Raw genomic sequence first — 18,255 nt, forward strand, 5'->3', positions numbered from 1 at the left:
AGGACACCCGCATGCGGTCTCTCCCGTGTATCGCCGTGATCGTGTTGCTGCTCGGCGGCCCGTCGGCGCTGGCAGCCGAATGGCCGCCGGGAGTTCGCGACAGCTTTCTCAACGGTTGCGTGGAAAGCGCCGGGGAGCCACTGGGGCAGGAGCGCGCCACACGCTACTGCGCCTGCACGGTGGCCCGTATCGACCGGGATTTCAGCGCTCGCGAGGTGGCCGCGCTGGAGCGCGCCGAACTCCCCGAGCCGCTGATCCGGCGTCTGCAGCAGGTGTCTCAGCAGTGCCTGCAGATGCTTGGCGGCTAGTCAATATTCGCGCTTCAGGCTGTATTGCGGCCGCTCCCGCCAATGACACAGCTCCGTCCCCGGCTGGTTCAAGGCTCGCAGGCTGAGGGTTTCGCCACGCCAGTTCAGGCGTGCCAGCAGGTAGGCACGCCGTTCGATCCGGAAAATGCTCACATTCCGTTTGTCCGAGTCACTCAATGGCCCCCAGCTGCGCTCCAGCAGCTCTGCGTTTAGCCCGTCGCGAGGTAGGACCTGATTTTCTTTGTCCACTAGCAACAGATGCTGGCTACTACTGCCGCAACCGGCCCCCGAATCGAAGTCATAGCGAGCGAGCAGTTCCTCGTTGCCATCGCCATCGAGATCCAGGGCCAGGATGGGATGAGGATTCGATTCTAGGTAGAGCAGCTGGCTTTGCTGCTGTGGGTCAGCAAGCAGCTGTGGCTCGCCCCAAGGCAACGCCTCGGCCATGCCGTCACGCACCACCTGGCAGAGTTCCGGTCGAGTTCCTCGGGGGGCTTCGCTCTGGGTGTGGGGCAGCCGTTCGAGCAGGCAAAGAGGCTTTTTGGCACCGTCTTCCCCCAGGCGCGAGACCAGCGTGGCCTGGCTGTGCTCGGCATCCAGTCGTCCGCTGATTATCAGCAGCTCGCCGCCTAGCTTCAGCAGGTAGTCGCGCGTGCCCCAGGTAGACCAGCGCAGTTCGTCGTCGTCGCTTTCCGGATAGCTTTCCGGGTTGTGCCGGCCGATCACTTCGATCTGCTCATCGACGCAACTGCCACCTCCCATCACCTCGCCAAGCTGTATTGCATGGCCATGCAGCGAGACGCGCAGACTGCCGCGCAGTTCATAAAGCGCGGCTCGTTCGGGATTAAGCCGTCGCCAATGTTCACGCTCGGCATCGCTGGGCTGTTCGTTCAAGGGTTGCAGGCGACTGGGGAGGCCACCCTCGTTAAGCCAGCCGAGCACCTGGCTGCAAATGGGCGAGGCGTCGCTCGCAATAGCCATTGCGGGAGTGGCGAGCAGGCAGGCAAGGGGCAGTAAAGTGATTTTCATCGAGCGCGATTCCATTCGGCAATGCTCTTAGGCTAGGGGCTGCCGCTGGTCCTGACCAGTCAGCGGTAACGCTCGAGGATGGCGTCGAACTCGCCGTCCTGCTTCATGCGCACCATGGCGCGCAGCAGTGCCATGGTGGGCACATCCGGCTCATTGCGCACCATGCAGGCAACCGGGTCTGCGGAGACTTCACTGATCGGTTGCAAGCGCCGCCCGGCTGGTTGATGGCGGTTGAACCAGTCCAATGTCAGTTGATTGCTGACCGCGAAGCGGTAGCGCCCGGCTTCCAGCTTCTCCAAGGCCAGTTCCTGGGTCCGAGCATCGTCGCGGCGGAGTTGGCCGCTGGCGAACATCGCTTCCAGCTGGGGATAGGAGAACCCCAGTACGGTTCCGACACGTTCCCCGCCGCGTTGCCCTGGTCGAGCGGTTTCGCCGGGGCGGCCGACCAGTAGGTCGCGCTGCACCATGAAGGGCACGCTCCAGATGTATTGATGATGCGACTCCGTCAGCCAGTCAGGGCTGACGTAGCAGCGCACGTCTATTTCACCGCGCACCAGCATCTGTTGAACGCGCAGGCGCGGGAGCACCAGCATTTCGGCGCGACGGCCGACCTTCTGCGCCAGGCGTTTCTGCAAGTCGAAGATAATGCCGCCGGCAGCCTGGCCATTGTCGTCGTAGCGCATCATGGGCATGGCCCAGCTCTCCGTTACCGAGAAGCGAATCGGTCGCTCCTCGGCAAGAGCCGCAGCGGGGTACAGCAGCAACAGGGCGAGCAGAATGCGCATCAAGTGTCGGGCCTGAGGTGTCTGTCAGTGGGACAGCTTAACGGCAAACTGGCCGGCTGCGCCCCCCCTTGACGGCCGTTGCTCGCAGGTTTCGCCGCGGGCGTCCTGCCGGCCCTGCTGCGAGTTCTGGTCTGTGCGCCTCGGTCGAGGTGTCGTGCACGGGCAAAACCGGGGCGCTCGCCTTTGGCTTTAGGCTCACCGGCTCAGCGGCAGGGCCAGCCCCATGACGGCGAACAGGCCGCCGCAGCAGCGGTTGAAACCGCTCCCGGCCCGCTCCAGCCAGGGGCGGGTGCGCTGGGCGGTGCGCGCCAGCAGGTATTCGACGATGCCTTCGACGATGGCGAAGGTGCCCGCCATCACGGCGAACTGCAGCCACAGGCTGCGCGTCGGGTCGAGGAACTGTGGCAGGAAGGCGCCGAAGAACAGGATCACCTTGGGGTTGGACAGCGCCGACAGCAGGCCCTGACGGAATAGCTGTACGCCAGGGCGCGGCGCGGTCGACTGCAGTGGCGTGAGGTGCAGCGCCGGCGCTCGCCACAGCTGGATGCCGAGCCAGATCAGGTAGGCGGCGCCCAGCCACTTGAGTACCAGCAGGGCATGCGCGGAGGCTTTGAGCAGCGCGGCCAGGCCGAACATCGACAGCGCCATCAACAGGACGAAGCCGAGCATGCCGCCGCTGATCGTCCAGAGGGCGCGGCGGTGGCCGTAGAGCGCGCCGTGGGTGAGGGCCAGCAGGCCGTTGGGGCCTGGCGTCAGCGACAGGCCGAAGACGGCGGTGAGGTAGATCAGCCAGGTATGCAGGGCCATGTGTGGTTCAGCCCCTGTCGGCCAGCGCCAGCTTTACCCCCAGCAGGGCGAATAGCCCGCCGGTACCGCGCTGCAGCCACAGGCCGAGGCGCTGGCCGATGCGCAGACGTTGTTGGGCAAAGGCGGTACTCAGGGCCAGGAAATGGCACCAGAGCATGCCGTTTATGTTGAAGATGGCGCCCAGGAGGAGGAAGGCCAGCGCCTTGTGCTCGGCGTCCGGGCTGATGAATTGCGGCACGAAGGCGAGAAAGAACAGCGCGACCTTGGGGTTGAGCACATTGGTCAGGAAGCCCTGGGCGAAGATGCGGCCATAGGGCAGCGCCGGCAGCTCGGCGGCAGGTGCCTGAGGCTCCTGGCGGCGGGCCAGCAGCATGCTGATGCCGATGTACAGCAGATAGGCGGCGCCGATCAGCTTGACCACCATGAAGGCCGTGGCGGAGGTGGCGAGCAGGGCGGACATGCCCAGCGCGGCAGCGAGGATGTGCACGCAGGTGCCGGCGCCGATACCCAGTGCCGCCGCCGAGCCGGCACGCCAGCCCTGGGTGGCGCTGCGCGCCATGATCAGCAATGAGTCGGGGCCGGGCGCCATGTTCAGGAGCAGGCCGGAGACGACGAACAAGGCGAGGTCATGAGTGCCGAGCATGGCGGGCTCCTTGGGTAGCGAAAAGCGATTCTGCGCCTTTCCTGAGACAGCGGTCAAAACACTAGAGCCGGTCGAGAGTGACTCGATAGCGACGTTTTTGCCGACAATCACCTTATATCCACTGTGTCTTTCCAGCTCGATCGTGCATCTCTCTTTCATCGAGCGGCGTGCCGCCAGTCGGTGCCGCTTCGCCGCGGCAGCGCCGCAGGGCCCGGCTATGGCACACTCCGCGTTTTGCAGCGCTACGTGCCACTGCCTGGTTCGGGCCATCGCTGCAACCGAATTCGCGCCATCGGCCGTTGCCGTGGTGCCGCCGACAAGCCAGCCGCTCCGGGCGGCCACAGAAGAAGAGGAATGTCCCGTGCACAAAGCCGTAATCAGTGGCACTGGCCTGTATACCCCTGCCAACAGCATCTCCAACGACGAGCTGGTGGCTTCCTTCAATGCCTATGTTCAGCAGTTCAATGCCGACAATGCCGCCGCCATCGAGCGCGGTGAAGTCGAGGCGCTGAGTGAATCGAGCAGCGCCTTCATCGAAAAGGCTTCCGGCATCAAGAGCCGCTTCGTCATCGACAAGGACGGCATCCTCGACCCGCAGCGCATGGTGCCGCGCATCCCCGAACGTTCCAATGAAGAGTGGGGCATTCTCTGCGAAATGGCCGTGGGCGCCGCCAGGGAAGCCCTCGAGCGCGCCGGCCGCAGCGTGGCCGACATCGATGGCGTGATCGTCGCCTGCTCCAACCTGCAGCGCGCCTACCCGGCGGTCGCCATCGAAGTGCAGGCCGCCCTCGGCATCAACGGCTGGGGCTATGACATGAATGTGGCCTGTTCCTCCGCCACCTTCGGCATCCAGGCCGCCACCAATGCCATTGCTACCGGCCAGGCCCGCGCCGTGCTGATGGTCAACCCGGAAATCTGCACCGGCCACCTGAACTTCCGCGACCGCGACAGCCATTTCATCTTCGGTGACGCCGCCACCGCGGTGATCATCGAGCGTGCCGACCAGGCCACCTCGAAGCATCAGTGGGACATCCTCGGCACCAAGCTGCTGACTCAGTTCTCCAACAACATCCGCAACAACTTCGGCTTCCTCAACCGCGCGGCGGAAGAGGGCATTGGTGCCAAGGACAAGCTGTTCGTCCAGGAAGGCCGCAAGGTGTTCAAGGACGTCTGCCCGATGGTGGCCGAGCTGATCGGCGCCCACCTGGCGGAGAACCAGCTCAACGTCGGCGACGTGAAGCGTTTCTGGCTGCACCAGGCCAACCTCAACATGAACCTGCTGATTGCGCGCAAGCTGCTCGGTCGTGACGCCGAAGCCCACGAGGCGCCGGTGATCCTCGACACCTATGCCAACACCAGCTCCGCCGGCTCGGTGATCGCCTTCCACAAGCATCACGACGATCTGCCGGTCGGTAGTCTGGGGGTGCTCAGCTCCTTCGGCGCCGGTTACTCCATCGGTAGCGTGATTCTGCGCAAGAAGGGCTGATCACTCCGGTATGTCGGGGACCGATGCCGAACTGCTCGCCCGCTTGTTGGCCGGTGAGCAGCGGGCCTTCCGTGAACTGGTCTCGACTTACCAGGGCGCGATGCGCGCGGTGGCCTATGCCATCGCCGGCAGTCGCAACGCCGACGAGGTGGTGCAGGATGCCTGGCTGGCGGTGGTGCGCAATCTGGACGGCTTCCAGCAGCGCGCCAGCCTGAAGACCTGGCTGCTGACCATTACCGCCAACACCGCCAAGAGCCGTCTCAAGCAGCAGCGCCGCGAGCCGCTGCTCGATGACCTGCCGGCGCCGCATGGCAGCGTAGGCACCGAGCGCTTCGCCGAGGATGGCCATTGGCAGACGCCACCCAGTCAGTGGGAGCTGGACACGCCTGAGGCCCTGCTGGCGGAAGCCGAGCTGCGCGAGTGCCTGGACAAGACCATCGCCAGCCTGTCCGAAATGCAGTCCAGTGTCCTGCTGCTGCGCGAGCGACAGGGCCTGGAGCCCGAGGAGATCTGTAATCTTCTCGATCTCTCGCTCTCCAATGTGCGTGTTTTGTTGCACCGTGCCCGGCTCAAGGTGTTCGCCACGCTTGAGCATTTCGAGGAGACCGGCCAATGCTGAGTTGCAAGGACCTGGTGGAGCGCTCCAGCGATTATCTCGACGGCCAGTTGCGCCTGCGCGAGCGCCTCGGCGTGCGTGTGCACCTGGCGATGTGCGTACATTGCCGGCGCTTCATCCGGCAGCTGAAGCTGAGCCAGGCCGTGCTGCGCCAGCTGCCGGAAAAGCCCGTTGCCGAACTGGACTCGCTGGCGGAAAAGCTCGCTCGGCAACGCCGCGAACCCTGATTCAGAGCGGGTCACTACCGTTCGGCGGGCTTCATCAAATTGTCATCGAACTGTGGCAGCGCGCGTCGATGATCATCCGCAGACTCGCGTTCTACTGGGGTTCTGCGTTCCGGATGTTGCCATGCGAGTTCTACTTTTTCTTGCCGCGCTCGCGTGCGGCCTGCCTGCCTTTGCTGCCAACCGTTGCGACACCGCCGTGCTGACCGGTCAGGTCGATGTCGGTGACGTGCGCCTGGCCTACCAGAGTGTCGGTCGCGACAGCGATCCGGCCTTGCTGCTGGTCATGGGGCTGGGTGGGCAACTGATCCACTGGCCTGACGACGTGGTCGAGCGCCTGTGTCGGCAGGGTTTTCGGGTCATCCGTTTCGATAACCGCGATGTCGGCCTGTCCACCTGGGCGCGGCCGGCACCGGAGGCCAGCCTGGGCTTTGCCGCGCTGCGTTATCGCCTGGGTTTTTCGGTGCAGGCGCCCTACACGCTGCGGGACATGGCCGGGGATTCGTTGCGGCTGATGGATGCCCTCGGCATTCAGCGCTTCCATCTGCTGGGGGCAAGCATGGGCGGGATGATTGCCCAGCACATGGCCGACCTGGCGCCGCAGCGGGTCGAGAGCCTGACCCTGCTGATGACCAGCTCCGGTGCGCCCGGTCTGCCGGCACCCAGCCCGCAGCTGCTGGAGCAACTGGCCCGGCGCGAGGCGCCGGATCGGGCCGCGGCCATCGCACAGCAGGCCGATCTGCTGGCGGCGCTGGGCAGCCCGCAATTGCCTAGCGATCGCGCACAGCTGCTGCGCGAGGCCGAGCGCAGCTACGACCGTGCCTTCAATCCGCAGGGGGTAGAGCGACAGATCCTGGCGATTCTTGCCGAGCCGAGCCGGGTGGCGCTGCTCGAGCGCCTGCGCGTGCCGACGCTGGTGGTGCATGGCACCGCCGACCCGCTGCTGCCGGTGATGCACGGCGTCCATGTGGCCGCGCATATCCGGGGTAGCGAGCTGAAACTGATTCCCGGCCTGGCCCATCGCTTCCAGGCGGCCTTCCGCGAGCCCCTGCTGGCCGCCGTGCTGCCCTACCTGCGCGAGCGCCGGATGGAAGAGGTACAGCTGGCGCAGAGCGCGGAGCAGTCGTCCACGCGCTCGCCGTTGTGATCGTCGCTCAGAGTCCCTGGGCGCGCGGCAGGGCCTGGCGGCTCAGCAGGTAGTCCTGCAGACGGGCCTGCTGGCCCGGCGTCATGAACAGGCCCAGCTTGGTCCGGCGCCAGAGGATATCCTCGGTCTGCATCGCCCATTCTTCGCGGCACAGGTACTCCACTTCGCGGGTGTACAGGCCGGCGCCCAGGTGCTCGCCGAGTTCGCTCTGGCGTTGCACGCCATCCAGCAGGCGCCAGGTGCGGCTGCCATAGGTGCTCACCCAGCGCTCTGCCAGTTCGCGGTCGAGCCAGCCGAAGCGGGCGATCAGCTGCTCGGCCAGCTTCTCGCGGCTGTCCATGTTTTCGCCGCCGGGCAGCGGCGCCTTGGCGGTCCAGGCTGGGCACAGGTGCGGGAAGTTCGGCGCCAGCAGCTCCATGGCCGACTCGGCGAGTTTGCGGTAGGTGGTCAGCTTGCCGCCGAACACCGACAGCAGCGGCGCCTCGCCCGGGGCACCGGCCAGCGACAGGGTGTAGTCGCGGGTGATCGCCGAGGGCTGGTCGGACTCGTCGTCACACAGCGGGCGTACGCCGGAGTAGCTGTGCAGGATGTCGCCAGGCGTCAGCTGCTTGCGGAAGTGGGCATTGACCACCTTGAGCAGGTAAGCGGTTTCCTCTTCGCTGATGCGCACCTTGGCCGGATCGCCCTGGTATTCGCGGTCGGTGGTGCCGATCAGGCTGAAGCGCTCCAGCCAGGGAATGACGAAGACGATGCGCTGGTCCTCGTTCTGCAGGATATAGGCCTGCTCCTGGTCATGCAGGCGCGGCACCACGATATGGCTGCCCTGGATCAGGCGGATGCCGTAGGGCGACTTCTGCTTGAGGTCGTCCTGCAGGAACTTCGCGACCCAGGGCCCGGCGGCATTGGCCAAGGCGCGGGCGCGGGTGGAAAACAGGCTGCCATCGGCACGTTCCAGGTGCAGGTGCCACAGGCCCTTGCTACGCCGCGCGCTGACGCAGCGGGTGCGGGTGTGGATGTGCGCATGGCGCTCGCGGGCGGCCATGGCGTTGAGCAGCACCAGGCGGGCATCGTCCACCCAGCAGTCGGAGTATTCGAAGCCGCGCAGCATCTCTGCCCGCAGCGGGCTGCCGGCGCCAAAACGCACGCCGTGCGAGCCCGGCAGCTTCTCTCGCTTGCCCAGGTGGTCATAGAGGAACAGCCCGGCGCGGATCATCCAGGCCGGACGCAGGTGGGGACGGTGCGGAAGGATGAAACGCATCGGCTTGACGATGTGCGGCGCCTTGGCCAGCAATACCTCGCGCTCGGCCAGCGCTTCGCGCACCAGGCGGAACTCGTAGTGTTCGAGATAACGCAGGCCGCCATGGATCAGTTTGCTACTGGCCGAGGAGGTGTGCTGGGCCAGGTCGTCGCGTTCGCACAGGAATACCGACAGCCCGCGCCCGGCCGCATCGGCGGCGATGCCGACACCATTGATGCCGCCACCGATCACGGCGAGATCGTAGATTTCAGCGATAGGGGGTGTCGGCATGGCAAGGCACTCGGAGTTGTAATGTGAACGTAATAATGTTCGATAATGAAAATATGCTAGCGAAGCGTGTGCGCTTTCGCTAGTCCGAAAGCACGCCGGGTATCGGAAGGGTGACGGGTGTCCGGGCCTGCTCGGGCTCAGACGAGGTGCAGCTGAATCTTCTGCTCGTGCAGCAGGCGGCTTAGGCTGGCGGTGGGAGGGGCGTCGGTGTAGAGGTGGTCGATCAGGGCGATCGAGCCCAGGCGCACCACCGCGTTGCGCCCGAACTTGCTGGAGTCGGCGGCCAGCAGGACCTGGCGGGCGTTGTCGATGATGGCCTGCGAGACCCGTACCTCCTGGTAGTCGAAGTCGAGCAGGCTGCCGTCCTCGTCGATACCGCTGATGCCGACGACGGCGAAGTCGACCTTGAACTGCTGAATGAAATCCGCCGCCGCCTGGCCCACCACGCCGCCGTCGCTGCGCACGCTGCCACCGGCCACCAGCACTTCGAAATCAGCCTTGTCGGCCAGGGTGGCGGCCACGTGCAGGTTGTTGGTGATCACCTTGAGGTGGCGGTGGCCGAGCAGGGCGCGGGCCACCGCCTCGGTGGTGGTGCCGATGCTGATGAACAGCGAGGCATGATCGGGGATGCTCGCCGCGATGGCCTCGGCAATGCGCTGCTTCTCGTCGCGCATCTGCCCTGCGCGCATGGCGTAGGCGGTGTTCTGGATGCTCGATGCCTCGCTCGCCGCGCCACCGTGGGTGCGCCGCAGCAGGCCCTGCTCGGCCAGCTGGTTGATGTCGCGGCGGATGGTCTGCGGGGTCACCGCAAAGGCCTGGGCCAGCTCGTCGATGCTGACATAGCCGCGCTCGCGGGCACGTTCGAGGATGCTTTGCTGGCGGGGAGGGAGGCTCATGGGCTTTCCTTTTTTATCGGCCGGCGGATTATAACGAGGCGTGGCGGTTGTGCGACGCTGGGGGTAGGCCCCGCTGTGATGCGCGGAACTGCTTCCCGCTGTTTTTTCCGTTAATGTACGCGCCTTCGTCGGAAATTTTCGAATTCGAACATGACTCCCGCCATCGATCTGTTGAAGAAAGCCAAGGCTGAACACCGGGTACATAGCTACCAGCACGACCCCAAGGCGCCGTCCTATGGTCTGGAAGCGGCCGAGAAACTGGGCCTGGACCCGGCCCGGGTGTTCAAGACGCTGCTCGCGGCGACCGAGAAGGGCGAGTTGCTGGTGGCCGTGGTGCCGGTGGCCGGTACCCTCGACCTCAAGGCCCTCGCGCATGCCGCGGGGGCCAAGAAAGCCGACATGGCCGACCCGCAGCTGGCGCAACGCAGCACCGGCTACCTGGTGGGCGGCATCAGCCCGCTGGGGCAGAAGAAGCGCCTGCGCACTTTCATCGACGAGAGTGCCCGGCAGCACCCGACCATCCACGTCAGCGCCGGGCGGCGCGGACTGGAGGTCGAGCTGGCGGCCGAGGTGCTGGCGCAGCATACCCAGGGTAGTTTCGCTGCTATCGGGCGGGAGTGATCGGCTCCCTCACCCTCTGGCCCCTCTTCGGGTGGAAGAGGGGTGTGTATGAATAACAACAAGGAAACCCGCATGTCCCACTACCTGCTGGCCATCGACCAGGGTACCACCAGTTCCCGCGCCATTGTCTTCAGTGCCCAGGGTCTGCCCCTGGCCAGTGCCCAGCGCGAGTTCAAGCAGTACTTCCCCAAGGATGGCTGGGTCGAGCACGACGCCGAAGAGATCTGGCTGAGCACCCTCCAGGTCTGTCGCGAGGTGCTGGCCAGCAAGGGGCTCAGGGCCGAGGAGGTGCTGGCCATCGGCATCACCAACCAGCGCGAGACCACCATTGTCTGGGATGCCGCGACCGGCACGCCGATCCATCCGGCCATCGTCTGGCAGGACCGCCGCACCGCCGACTACTGTGCCGGGCTGAAAGCCGCCGGTCACGAAGCGCGGGTGGCGGAGAAGACCGGCCTGCTGATCGACCCCTACTTTTCCGCCACCAAGCTGCGCTGGATTCTCGACAGCGTGCCCGGCGCCCGCGAGCGCGCCGAGCGCGGCGAACTGCGCTTCGGCACCGTCGACTGCTTCCTGCTCTGGCGTCTGAGCGGCGGCAAGTCACATCGCACCGACGCCAGCAACGCCTCGCGCACCCTGTTGTTCAACATCCACAGCCAGCAGTGGGACGAGGAGCTGCTGGCGCTGTTTGACATCCCGCGCAGCCTGCTGCCGGAGGTGCTCGACTGCGCCGCCGACTTCGGCAGTACCCAGCCCGAATTGCTTGGCGCCGCCATCCCGGTGCTGGGCATGGCCGGCGACCAGCAGGCCGCGCTGATCGGCCAGGCCTGCTTCCAGCCCGGCATGGTCAAGAGCACCTATGGCACCGGTTGCTTCATGATCCAGAACACCGGCGCCACCCCGGTGGTGTCGCAGAACCGCCTGCTCACCACGGTCGGCTATCGCCTGAATGGCCAGGTCAGCTATGCGGTGGAGGGCAGCATCTTCGTCGCCGGTGCGGCGGTGCAGTGGCTGCGCGACGGCATCAAGCTGATCGGTCATGCGCGCGACACCGAGGCCCTGGCCGAGCAGACCGGCGATGCCTGTGGTGTTTACCTGGTGCCGGCCTTCACCGGCCTGGGCGCCCCCTATTGGGACCCCAAGGCGCGCGGTGCCATTTTCGGCCTGACCCGCGACACCGGGATCAAGGAGATTGTCACCGCCGGCCTGCAGTCGGTCTGCTACCAGACCCGCGACCTGCTGGAAGCCATGCACCGCGACGGCGCCGCCGAGCCCAGCGCCCTGCGCGTGGATGGCGGCATGGTGGTGAACAACTGGGTCATGCAGTTCCTCGCCGACATCCTTGGCGTACCGGTGGAGCGCCCGGAGGTGACCGAGACCACGGCCCTTGGCGTGGCTTACCTGGCCGGCCTGCAGGCTGGGCTATACCGTGACCTGGAGGAGATCGCCAGCCACTGGCACCGCCAGCAGCGCTTCGCCCCGCGCATGGCCGGCGAACACCGCGACAAGCTGTATGCCGGCTGGCTGGATGCGGTGAAGCGGGTGCGCAGCGAGGCGTGAAGGTGGTACAAGGAAATCATTGCCCCTCTTGAGGTCGCCGCATGCAGCTGCGTCATCGCCTGCCGATCCTTTCGCTGCTCGCCTGCCTGTCGCTGAGTGCGGCGGGCGTGGCGCGTGGCGAGACGCTGGTGATTGCCGCTGATCTCTGGTGCCCGATCAACTGTGCGGCGGATTCGCCCAGGCCTGGCATCTTCGTCGAGCTGGCGCGCGACATCTTCGCCGAGGCCGGTATCCAGGTGCGCTATGAGACGCGCAACTGGGCGCGGGTGTTGCAGGAGGTGCGCCGCGGCGACATCAACGCGGCGATCGGCGCCGGCTATGACGATGCGCCCGACTTTCTGTTCGGCGAGACGCCGGTGGCGCTGTCGCGGAACTGCTTCTACACGCTGCAGGATTCGAGTTGGCGTTATGTCGGTGTCGAGTCGCTGCCGGCCGTGCGCATCGGCGTGATCAACGATTACAGCTATGGCGAGCCAATCAACGGCTACATCGCCGGGCCTCACGCCCAGGGCGACCGGGTCCAGGTGGCTGCCGGCAACAAGGCCCTCGATCTCAACCTGACCAAACTGAGGCACGGCCGGCTGGATGCCGTACTGGAGAACAGCTGGGTGATCCAGTCGCGGCTGGCCGAGCTCGGTCGTAGCGGCGAGCTGCGCGAGGCCGGCTGCCGCGAGCCGGATATGCCGATCTTCCTGGCCTTTTCGCCGGCGCGCGCGGACAGCGGCCGCTATGTCGATCTGTTCGAGCAGGGGCTGCGGCGCTACCGGGCTGACGGTCGCCTGCAGGCGCTGCTCGGCCGGTACGGCGTCAGCGAGCGCTAGGCGTCAGGATCTTTCCTGCATCACCGCTGCATAGGCGCTGGTCAGCTCGTTCATCTGCCAAAGCAGGGTCTCGGTGGTGGTGGTGATCACCGTGGGAACATAACGTGCGTCGGCGGAGAGTTGAAAACCGGCGCGGGCGAAGCGCCACTGGGCCTCGACTTTCTTCAGTGCCGCGGCGATCTGCGGCGTGTTCTGCTCGGCCCCCAGCAACTCCTGCTGGGCGGCTTCGAATTCGCTGGTGGCCTGCTGCAGTTGCTGCTCCAGGCCCTCGACCGGCAGTTGCCAGCTGAGTGCCAGATAGAGCTTGGCGATACGCTGGCTGAGCATGCGCTGGCGCCCGCTGCGGTTGACCAGGCGCGCCCCGGCGCCGCCGGTGTGGGCTTCGATCAGCTGCACCAGCGCCTCGCTCTGCACCAGCAGCTGGTCGCTGAGTTGCAGGAGCCGCGGCGCCTGCTCGCGTGTCGGGCGCGACAGGGCCAGCTCACGGTAGCGTTGCCAGCTCTCTCCGACCTGCTCCAGGGCGGCGCGAATCCCCGCGCTGGGCGCGTACTCGGCCAGCGCCTGATAGTTGTTTTCGAAGCGCGCCACGCTCTGGTCCAGCTGTTGCAGCGCCTGGTCGCTGCGCACTTCGGCGCCGATCATCAGGTAACTCTTGGCGATGCGCTGGCTGAGCATGCGCTGCATGCCGGACAGGTTCATCGCCTCGGCATCATCGATTGCCGCCCACGCCGGTGGGCAGAGCAGCGTCCAGGCCAGGCCGAGCAGCAGAACAACACGACTCATCATGGAAACCTCCAGAGGCACGTGGTCGTGCCACGTGCCGCAGACGAGAGATGGCCGCACGGCTCACGCCGTACGGCCGGTTCGTTGGGGATCAGTAGGTGTACTGCAGCTGCAGCCAGACCTTGTCGGTATCCACGGTGCGCGCCTTGTCGTCGGAGTCGTAGGTGGCGTACTTGACCAGACCCACCAGGCCCTTCACCCCGGGAATCGGGTGGGCGTAGGACAGGTCGATTTCGTTGCCATAATCGTCACTGCCCTGCTCGGTGGAGAAGTCGTGGTACCAGGCCTGCAGGGTGCCGCCCAGCAGCGGGGCGGTGACGCCGACATAGGCGTCCTCGATGCCGTCGGCCGGGGTGGTGAGGAACTGGTCGGCCCAGCCCTGGAAGGCATGCTTGGTTGCCAGCGGGGTCTGGAAGGCGCGGTTGCCGCTGCCGTTGTCGCCGCCGAGCACTTCGTAGCCGGCCTTCAGCTGCACGCCCTTGATGGTGTAACCCAGCTCGGCGAGGTAGTACTCGCTGTCCAGCTCCAGCGGGTTGTCTCCATAGTCCTTCTGCTGGGCGTATTCGAGGGCATAGCTGACCCCGGCGACAACCCCGTTCAGGCGCAGACCGCTGGTCTGGCTGGACAGCGTGCCCTCTGCGGCGGTGAGGGCCACGGCGATGTTGTCCAGGTCCAGCAGGTAGCTGTAGGCGGTGGCGGTCAGCTCCGGCATGAGCACGTACTGGGCATTGATCAGGTGGCTGTGGCCGTCAATGTTGGCCGGGTTGGTGACATTGTCGTAGCGGCCGTTGTCCGGGCCGAACACGGTGTTGACCTGGTCAAGGTAGGCGTAGCTCAGGGTCAGGCCATCGAGCGGCTTGAGCTGGGTGAGGGCGCCGTCGAAGGTCTGCTCGTTCTGGCGCCAGGCCACGCTGCCGATGAAGCGCTGGTTGTCCAGGTTGATGCGCTGGCGGCCGAGCACGGCGCTGCCGAGTTTGTGGTCGTAGCGCAGCAGGGCCTGGTTGACCTCGGTGCCGTCAGGGTCGGCGACCACCGCGTATTCCTTCTGGCCGTTGCGCGTGCTGTTGTAGGCGTCGTCGCCGATGCGGCTGACATTATCGACCTCGAGCAGGCCGGACAGGCCATACCACTTGCCGCTCTGGAAGCCGGCGCGGGTGCGCAGGGTCTGGGCGTTGGCGTCGCGCAGATCATTGTTCTGGTCGACGTTCTCGAAGCGGTAGCGAGCGTCGAGGATCGGCTTGCCCTGGGTGAACAGGTTGCTCAGTTCCTCGGCGGCGAAGGCGCCCTGAGCAGCGGCGGCGGAGGCGATGGCGAGCGACAGCAGGGTCGGTTTCATGCACATAGGTGGTCTTTCCTGTTGGCCAAAAAACGCAAAAAAAAACGCCACAGCGCCGCGCTCCCGAATCGGGAAGGGCTCCTGTGACGTCGTTGTCGGTTGAGTGGCAGACACGCCGTTGTGCTGACCGGGGTCGGCCATAGCAGACGGCGTGCCAGGATTGCCAAGTGACTGATTTATGATGGTTTAATGACTTTCTAGAACCTTTCGCGATTAATCGCTTGCACCGCACTTGTTCGCAGTGCCTCCGGACAGTGCAGCTGTAGTGGCGCAATCGGGCGCGACTGTACCGGACTGGCGGCTACGCCCTGCGGCATGCTGGCGGGCCACCACCGACTGTCAGGGAGCTCGGCATGCAACTCGAATTTCATCAGATCGACGCCTTCACCGATCGGCCGTTTCGTGGCAACCCGGCCGTGGTCTACCGGCTCGATGCCTGGCTGGAAGATGAGCTGATGCAGCGCATCGCCGCCGAGCACAACCAGGCTGAAACGGCCTTCACCGTGCGCGAGGGTGAGGGTTGGCGCATCCGCTGGTTTACTCCGTCCTGCGAGGTGCCGCTGTGCGGTCACGCCACTCTGGCCACCGCCCACGCGCTATTCGAACTGTATGGCGAGACCGCCGAGCGCCTGCAGTTCAGCTGCCTGTCCGGTGACTTGTCGGTGGGGCGTGAGGCGGGTCGCCTGGTGCTGGATTTCCCGGCCATGGGGCTGCAGCCGGCCGACATGGCCGCCGAGGTTGCCGTCATCCTCGGTCAGCCGGTGCAGGCCGTCCAGGTCGGCAAGGAGCTGCTGGCGGTGCTCGAATCGGAACAGGCGGTGCGCGACTGCCAGCCGGATCTGGCCGCGCTGGCGAAGCTGCCGGGCCTTGGGGTGATCATCACGGCGGCGGGGCGCGAGCATGACTTCGTCTCGCGCTACTTCGCGCCGGGCATCGGCATCGATGAGGATCCGGTCACCGGTTCGACCCATTGCATCCTGGCGCCCTACTGGGCAGAACGTCTCGGCAAGGCTGAGCTGAGCGCCTACCAGTGTTCGGCGCGCGGCGGCGAGTTGCACTGCCGGCTGCAGGGCGAGCGGGTGAAGATCGCCGGCCAGGCCGTGCTGGTGGCTAGCGGCAAACTGTTCATCTGATCTGCCCGAGCGGCGGGCGCGGGATCAGCTGCTGCTGTAGCGGCGCACGCCGGACTCCGGCAGGTTGACCTGTGCAGCCACGCTGCCGGGGGCCGGGAATACCACCAGGTGGTCGGCGGCAACGCGTATCCCCACCTGCTGACCGGGCTGGTGGTCGGCATGGCTGGGGAAGATCGCTTCCAGCTGGCTGCCGGTGGGCAGCTGCAGGCGGTACAGGGTGGCGGCGCCGAGGAAGGTCTTGCCGACGATCTGCGCCTGCAGGGCGCTGTCGGCGTCGGGGACGATGTCGTCCGGGCGCAGCAGCACGTCCACCGAACTGCCCGGCGCCATGGTATAGGCGCGGTTGCCATGGATGACGCCCAGTTCGGTCTGCACCGTATCCGGGCTCAGCAGCTGGCCGCGGATGAAATAGCCCTGGCCGACGAAGCTGGCGACGAAGGGCGAGGCCGGCTCGTGATAGAGGTTGAAGGGGGTGTCCCACTGCTCCAGGCGGCCCTGGTTGAACACGCCGACCTGGTCGCTGACGGCGAACGCTTCTTCCTGGTCGTGGGTGACCAGGATGGCGCTGGTGCCACGGGCCTTGAGGATATCGCGGACCTCGTGGCTGAGACGCCGGCGCAGCTCGCCGTCGAGGTTGGAGAAGGGTTCGTCGAGCAGCAGCAATTGCGGTTCGGGGGCCAGCGCGCGGGCCAATGCCACGCGTTGCTGCTGGCCGCCGGACAGCTCATGGGGAAAGCGTTTTCCCAGTGGGCCGAGCTTGACCAGCTCCAGCAGTTCGGCGGTGATACGTGCGCATTCGGGATGCTTGCGAATGCCGAAGGCCACGTTGTCCGCCACCGAGAGGTGGGGGAACAGGGCGTAGTCCTGGAACACCATGCCGATGCGGCGCTTCTCCGGTGCCAGGGTGAAGCCGGGGCGAGAAATCACCGCGCCACCCAGCTCGATCTCACCTTCCTGTACCGACTCGAAACCGGCGATGGCGCGCAGGGTAGTGGTCTTGCCGCAGCCGGAGGGGCCGAGCAGGCAGCCGATGTCGCCGGCGTTCAGGTGCAGTTCGAGCGACTGCACGATGCGGTGCCCCTGATAGCCGCAGGCCAGGCCGCGCAGGGACAGCAGCAGCTGGCTCATGCGCGCTGCAGGCCCGGTGCCACCAGCAGCTCCAGCAGCGCCTTTTGCGCGTGCAGGCGGTTTTCCGCCTGCTGCCAGGCCAGTGAGCGCGGGTCGTCCAGCAGATCGCTGCTGATTTCCTCGCCGCGGTGGGCGGGCAGGCAGTGCAGGAAGATCACCTGCGGGTCGGCTGCATCCAGCAGGGCGCGGTTGACCTGGTAGGGCGCGAACAGCTTGAGGCGCTTGGCGCTTTCCTCTTCCTGGCCCATCGAGGTCCACACGTCGGTACTGACCAGATGGGCACCGGCCACCGCTTCGCGCGGGTCGCGAAAGATGCGCGCACGGTCGCCGGCCAGGGCGAGGAACTCGGCCTTCGGCTCGTAGCCTTCGGGGCAGGCGATGCGCAGCTGGAAGTCGAACTGCACGGCCGCTTCCAGGTAGCTGTTGCACATGTTGTTGCCGTCGCCGATCCAGGCCACGGTCTTGCCGGCAATGCTGCCGCGCGCCTCCTGGAAGGTCTGCATGTCGGCCAGCAGCTGGCAGGGGTGCAGGTCGTCGGACAGGCCGTTGATCACCGGCACGGTGCTGTGCGCCGCGAACTCGGTGAGGTTGCTGTGGGCGAAGGTACGGATCATCACCGCGTCGAGCATGCTCGACATGACGATGGCGGTATCGCCGATCGGCTCGCCGCGGCCCAGCTGGGTATCGCGCGGGGAGAGGAAGATGGCCTGGCCGCCGAGCTGGATCATGCCGGCCTCGAAGGACAGGCGGGTGCGGGTGGAGGCCTTCTCGAAGATCATCCCCAGCACCCGGCCCTGCAGCGGCTCATGGGCGATGCTTCGCTTGCGCAGGTCCTTCAGCTCGATGGCTCGACGGATCAGCCCTCCCAGTTCCTGGGGGCTGTAATCCATCAACGAGAGAAAGTGCCTGGCGCTCATCTTCTTCACTACCTTAATTCGACAGCTGTCGCGGCCCGTTTTTTCCGGGAAAAAGCAGCCCACACGGCGGCTGGAGCCGCTTGGGGGCGACAAATGGGGGAGGCGCGATCTTATAAGGAAATGTCGCAGCGTGCCAACCGGGCATCAGATTGTCCTGGTTGCCAGGGATGGAAGCCTGGCGACGCGGGTTTCAGGGCAAGTACTTCATCATGTTGGACTGTTGTCGGCATTGGCCAGGAGGATGGCGACCAGCGTGCCGCCCAGACAGAGTGCGATGCCTACGGCGAGGGCTGACATGTCAGTGACTCCAGGGAAATGGCAGCTGGCGATCCTCCCTGCCCAGCGACCTTCGATCTCGGGAATGGCGCCTGTCCGATCGCCATTTATTGAGATAAATTATCATTTGAGAGTTATTTTGTATATCGCCAGCTACCCGACCGGCTGCCCTCCCGGAGTGAATCCAGCTGCGTCCCCATGCTTGCATCGG

At 65.9% G+C, this 18,255-nt stretch carries 19 protein-coding genes; 9 read left to right on the forward strand and 10 right to left on the reverse strand.

Annotation, left to right across the window (positions count from 1 at the left end):
* Positions 1–11 precede the first annotated feature (11 nt).
* The gene (locus ACOAPY_RS07390; RefSeq protein WP_465155920.1) at positions 12–308 is read left to right on the forward strand and encodes a hypothetical protein; all 297 of its coding nucleotides are present in this window, start codon (positions 12–14) and stop codon (positions 306–308) included.
* Here the strand turns inward: ACOAPY_RS07390 and ACOAPY_RS07395 are convergent, their stop codons facing one another.
* The 4 genes from ACOAPY_RS07395 to ACOAPY_RS07410 form a co-directional block, all read right to left on the reverse strand.
* Positions 309–1,352, reverse strand: coding sequence for a hypothetical protein (locus ACOAPY_RS07395; protein WP_237044249.1), 1,044 nt, complete (start codon positions 1,350–1,352; stop codon positions 309–311).
* 44 nt (positions 1,353–1,396) lie between these two features.
* Positions 1,397–2,122 (reverse strand): substrate-binding periplasmic protein, encoded by a 726-nt coding sequence (locus tag ACOAPY_RS07400; protein WP_465155922.1) that lies wholly within the window; start codon positions 2,120–2,122, stop codon positions 1,397–1,399.
* A 195-nt stretch (positions 2,123–2,317) separates the two neighbouring features.
* Positions 2,318–2,929 (reverse strand): LysE family translocator, encoded by a 612-nt coding sequence (locus ACOAPY_RS07405; RefSeq protein ID WP_465155923.1) that lies wholly within the window; start codon positions 2,927–2,929, stop codon positions 2,318–2,320.
* Positions 2,930–2,936: 7 nt separating this feature from the next.
* A complete protein-coding gene (locus tag ACOAPY_RS07410; protein WP_465155924.1) occupies positions 2,937–3,572 on the reverse strand; it encodes a LysE family translocator in 636 nt (211 codons plus the stop codon).
* A gap of 361 nt (positions 3,573–3,933) precedes the next feature.
* On the opposite strand from ACOAPY_RS07410, the gene ACOAPY_RS07415 reads away from it, so the two are divergent.
* From ACOAPY_RS07415 to ACOAPY_RS07430, 4 genes are all read left to right on the forward strand, one after another.
* Positions 3,934–5,058 carry a beta-ketoacyl-ACP synthase III gene (locus ACOAPY_RS07415; protein WP_076584439.1) on the forward strand — a complete coding sequence of 375 codons (1,125 nt, stop codon included), beginning with the start codon at positions 3,934–3,936 and terminating at the stop codon, positions 5,056–5,058.
* A 10-nt stretch (positions 5,059–5,068) separates the two neighbouring features.
* Positions 5,069–5,677, forward strand: a complete 609-nt coding sequence (locus ACOAPY_RS07420) for an RNA polymerase sigma factor (protein ID WP_465155926.1) — start codon at positions 5,069–5,071, stop codon at positions 5,675–5,677.
* Complete coding sequence (locus ACOAPY_RS07425) at positions 5,671–5,901, forward strand: anti-sigma factor family protein (RefSeq protein WP_076426224.1); 231 nt, start codon at positions 5,671–5,673, stop codon at positions 5,899–5,901. The genes ACOAPY_RS07420 and ACOAPY_RS07425 overlap by 7 nt, the downstream gene beginning before the upstream one ends.
* 121 nt (positions 5,902–6,022) lie before the next feature.
* Positions 6,023–7,045 carry an alpha/beta fold hydrolase gene (locus ACOAPY_RS07430; protein ID WP_465155927.1) on the forward strand — a complete coding sequence of 341 codons (1,023 nt, stop codon included), beginning with the start codon at positions 6,023–6,025 and terminating at the stop codon, positions 7,043–7,045.
* 7 nt (positions 7,046–7,052) lie between these two features.
* Here the strand turns inward: ACOAPY_RS07430 and glpD are convergent, their stop codons facing one another.
* Both glpD and ACOAPY_RS07440 read right to left on the reverse strand, forming a co-directional pair.
* Complete coding sequence (glpD, locus tag ACOAPY_RS07435; RefSeq protein WP_465155928.1) at positions 7,053–8,573, reverse strand: glycerol-3-phosphate dehydrogenase; 1,521 nt, start codon at positions 8,571–8,573, stop codon at positions 7,053–7,055.
* A 137-nt stretch (positions 8,574–8,710) separates the two neighbouring features.
* Positions 8,711–9,469 carry a DeoR/GlpR family DNA-binding transcription regulator gene (locus ACOAPY_RS07440; RefSeq protein WP_465155930.1) on the reverse strand — a complete coding sequence of 253 codons (759 nt, stop codon included), beginning with the start codon at positions 9,467–9,469 and terminating at the stop codon, positions 8,711–8,713.
* A gap of 150 nt (positions 9,470–9,619) precedes the next feature.
* On the opposite strand from ACOAPY_RS07440, the gene ybaK reads away from it, so the two are divergent.
* The 3 genes from ybaK to ACOAPY_RS07455 all read left to right on the forward strand — a co-directional run bounded on the left by ybaK (position 9,620) and on the right by ACOAPY_RS07455 (position 12,471).
* Positions 9,620–10,090, forward strand: a complete 471-nt coding sequence (gene ybaK / locus ACOAPY_RS07445) for a Cys-tRNA(Pro) deacylase (protein ID WP_021701899.1) — start codon at positions 9,620–9,622, stop codon at positions 10,088–10,090.
* A gap of 72 nt (positions 10,091–10,162) precedes the next feature.
* Entirely contained in the window at positions 10,163–11,650 is a 1,488-nt protein-coding gene (gene glpK, locus ACOAPY_RS07450; RefSeq protein ID WP_142136967.1) for a glycerol kinase GlpK, read from the forward strand.
* A gap of 41 nt (positions 11,651–11,691) precedes the next feature.
* Positions 11,692–12,471, forward strand: a complete 780-nt coding sequence (locus tag ACOAPY_RS07455; RefSeq protein ID WP_465155931.1) for a substrate-binding periplasmic protein — start codon at positions 11,692–11,694, stop codon at positions 12,469–12,471.
* Between the two features lie 3 nt (positions 12,472–12,474).
* Here ACOAPY_RS07455 and ACOAPY_RS07460 read toward each other — a convergent pair whose 3' ends face one another.
* Positions 12,475–13,254, reverse strand: a complete 780-nt coding sequence (locus ACOAPY_RS07460; RefSeq protein WP_465156738.1) for a type IV pili methyl-accepting chemotaxis transducer N-terminal domain-containing protein — start codon at positions 13,252–13,254, stop codon at positions 12,475–12,477.
* Positions 13,255–13,345: 91 nt separating this feature from the next.
* The gene (locus ACOAPY_RS07465) at positions 13,346–14,590 is read right to left on the reverse strand and encodes an alginate export family protein (protein ID WP_465155932.1); all 1,245 of its coding nucleotides are present in this window, start codon (positions 14,588–14,590) and stop codon (positions 13,346–13,348) included.
* A gap of 353 nt (positions 14,591–14,943) precedes the next feature.
* Between ACOAPY_RS07465 and ACOAPY_RS07470 the strand changes: the two genes are divergently transcribed.
* Entirely contained in the window at positions 14,944–15,723 is a 780-nt protein-coding gene (locus ACOAPY_RS07470; protein ID WP_465155934.1) for a PhzF family phenazine biosynthesis protein, read from the forward strand.
* Between the two features lie 24 nt (positions 15,724–15,747).
* On the opposite strand, the gene ACOAPY_RS07475 is transcribed toward ACOAPY_RS07470, so the two are convergent.
* On the reverse strand, positions 15,748–16,851 hold the full coding sequence (locus ACOAPY_RS07475; RefSeq protein WP_465155935.1) for an ABC transporter ATP-binding protein: 1,104 nt from the start codon (positions 16,849–16,851) through the stop codon (positions 15,748–15,750).
* A complete protein-coding gene (gene argF / locus ACOAPY_RS07480) occupies positions 16,848–17,768 on the reverse strand; it encodes an ornithine carbamoyltransferase (RefSeq protein WP_465155937.1) in 921 nt (306 codons plus the stop codon). Before argF ends, ACOAPY_RS07475 begins: the two co-directional genes overlap by 4 nt.
* Positions 17,769–18,255: the final 487 nt, after the last annotated feature.

Origin of the sequence: Pseudomonas stagnisoli (assembly GCF_048595745.1) — a bacterium.
Lineage (GTDB): Bacteria > Pseudomonadota > Gammaproteobacteria > Pseudomonadales > Pseudomonadaceae > Aquipseudomonas > Aquipseudomonas alcaligenes_A.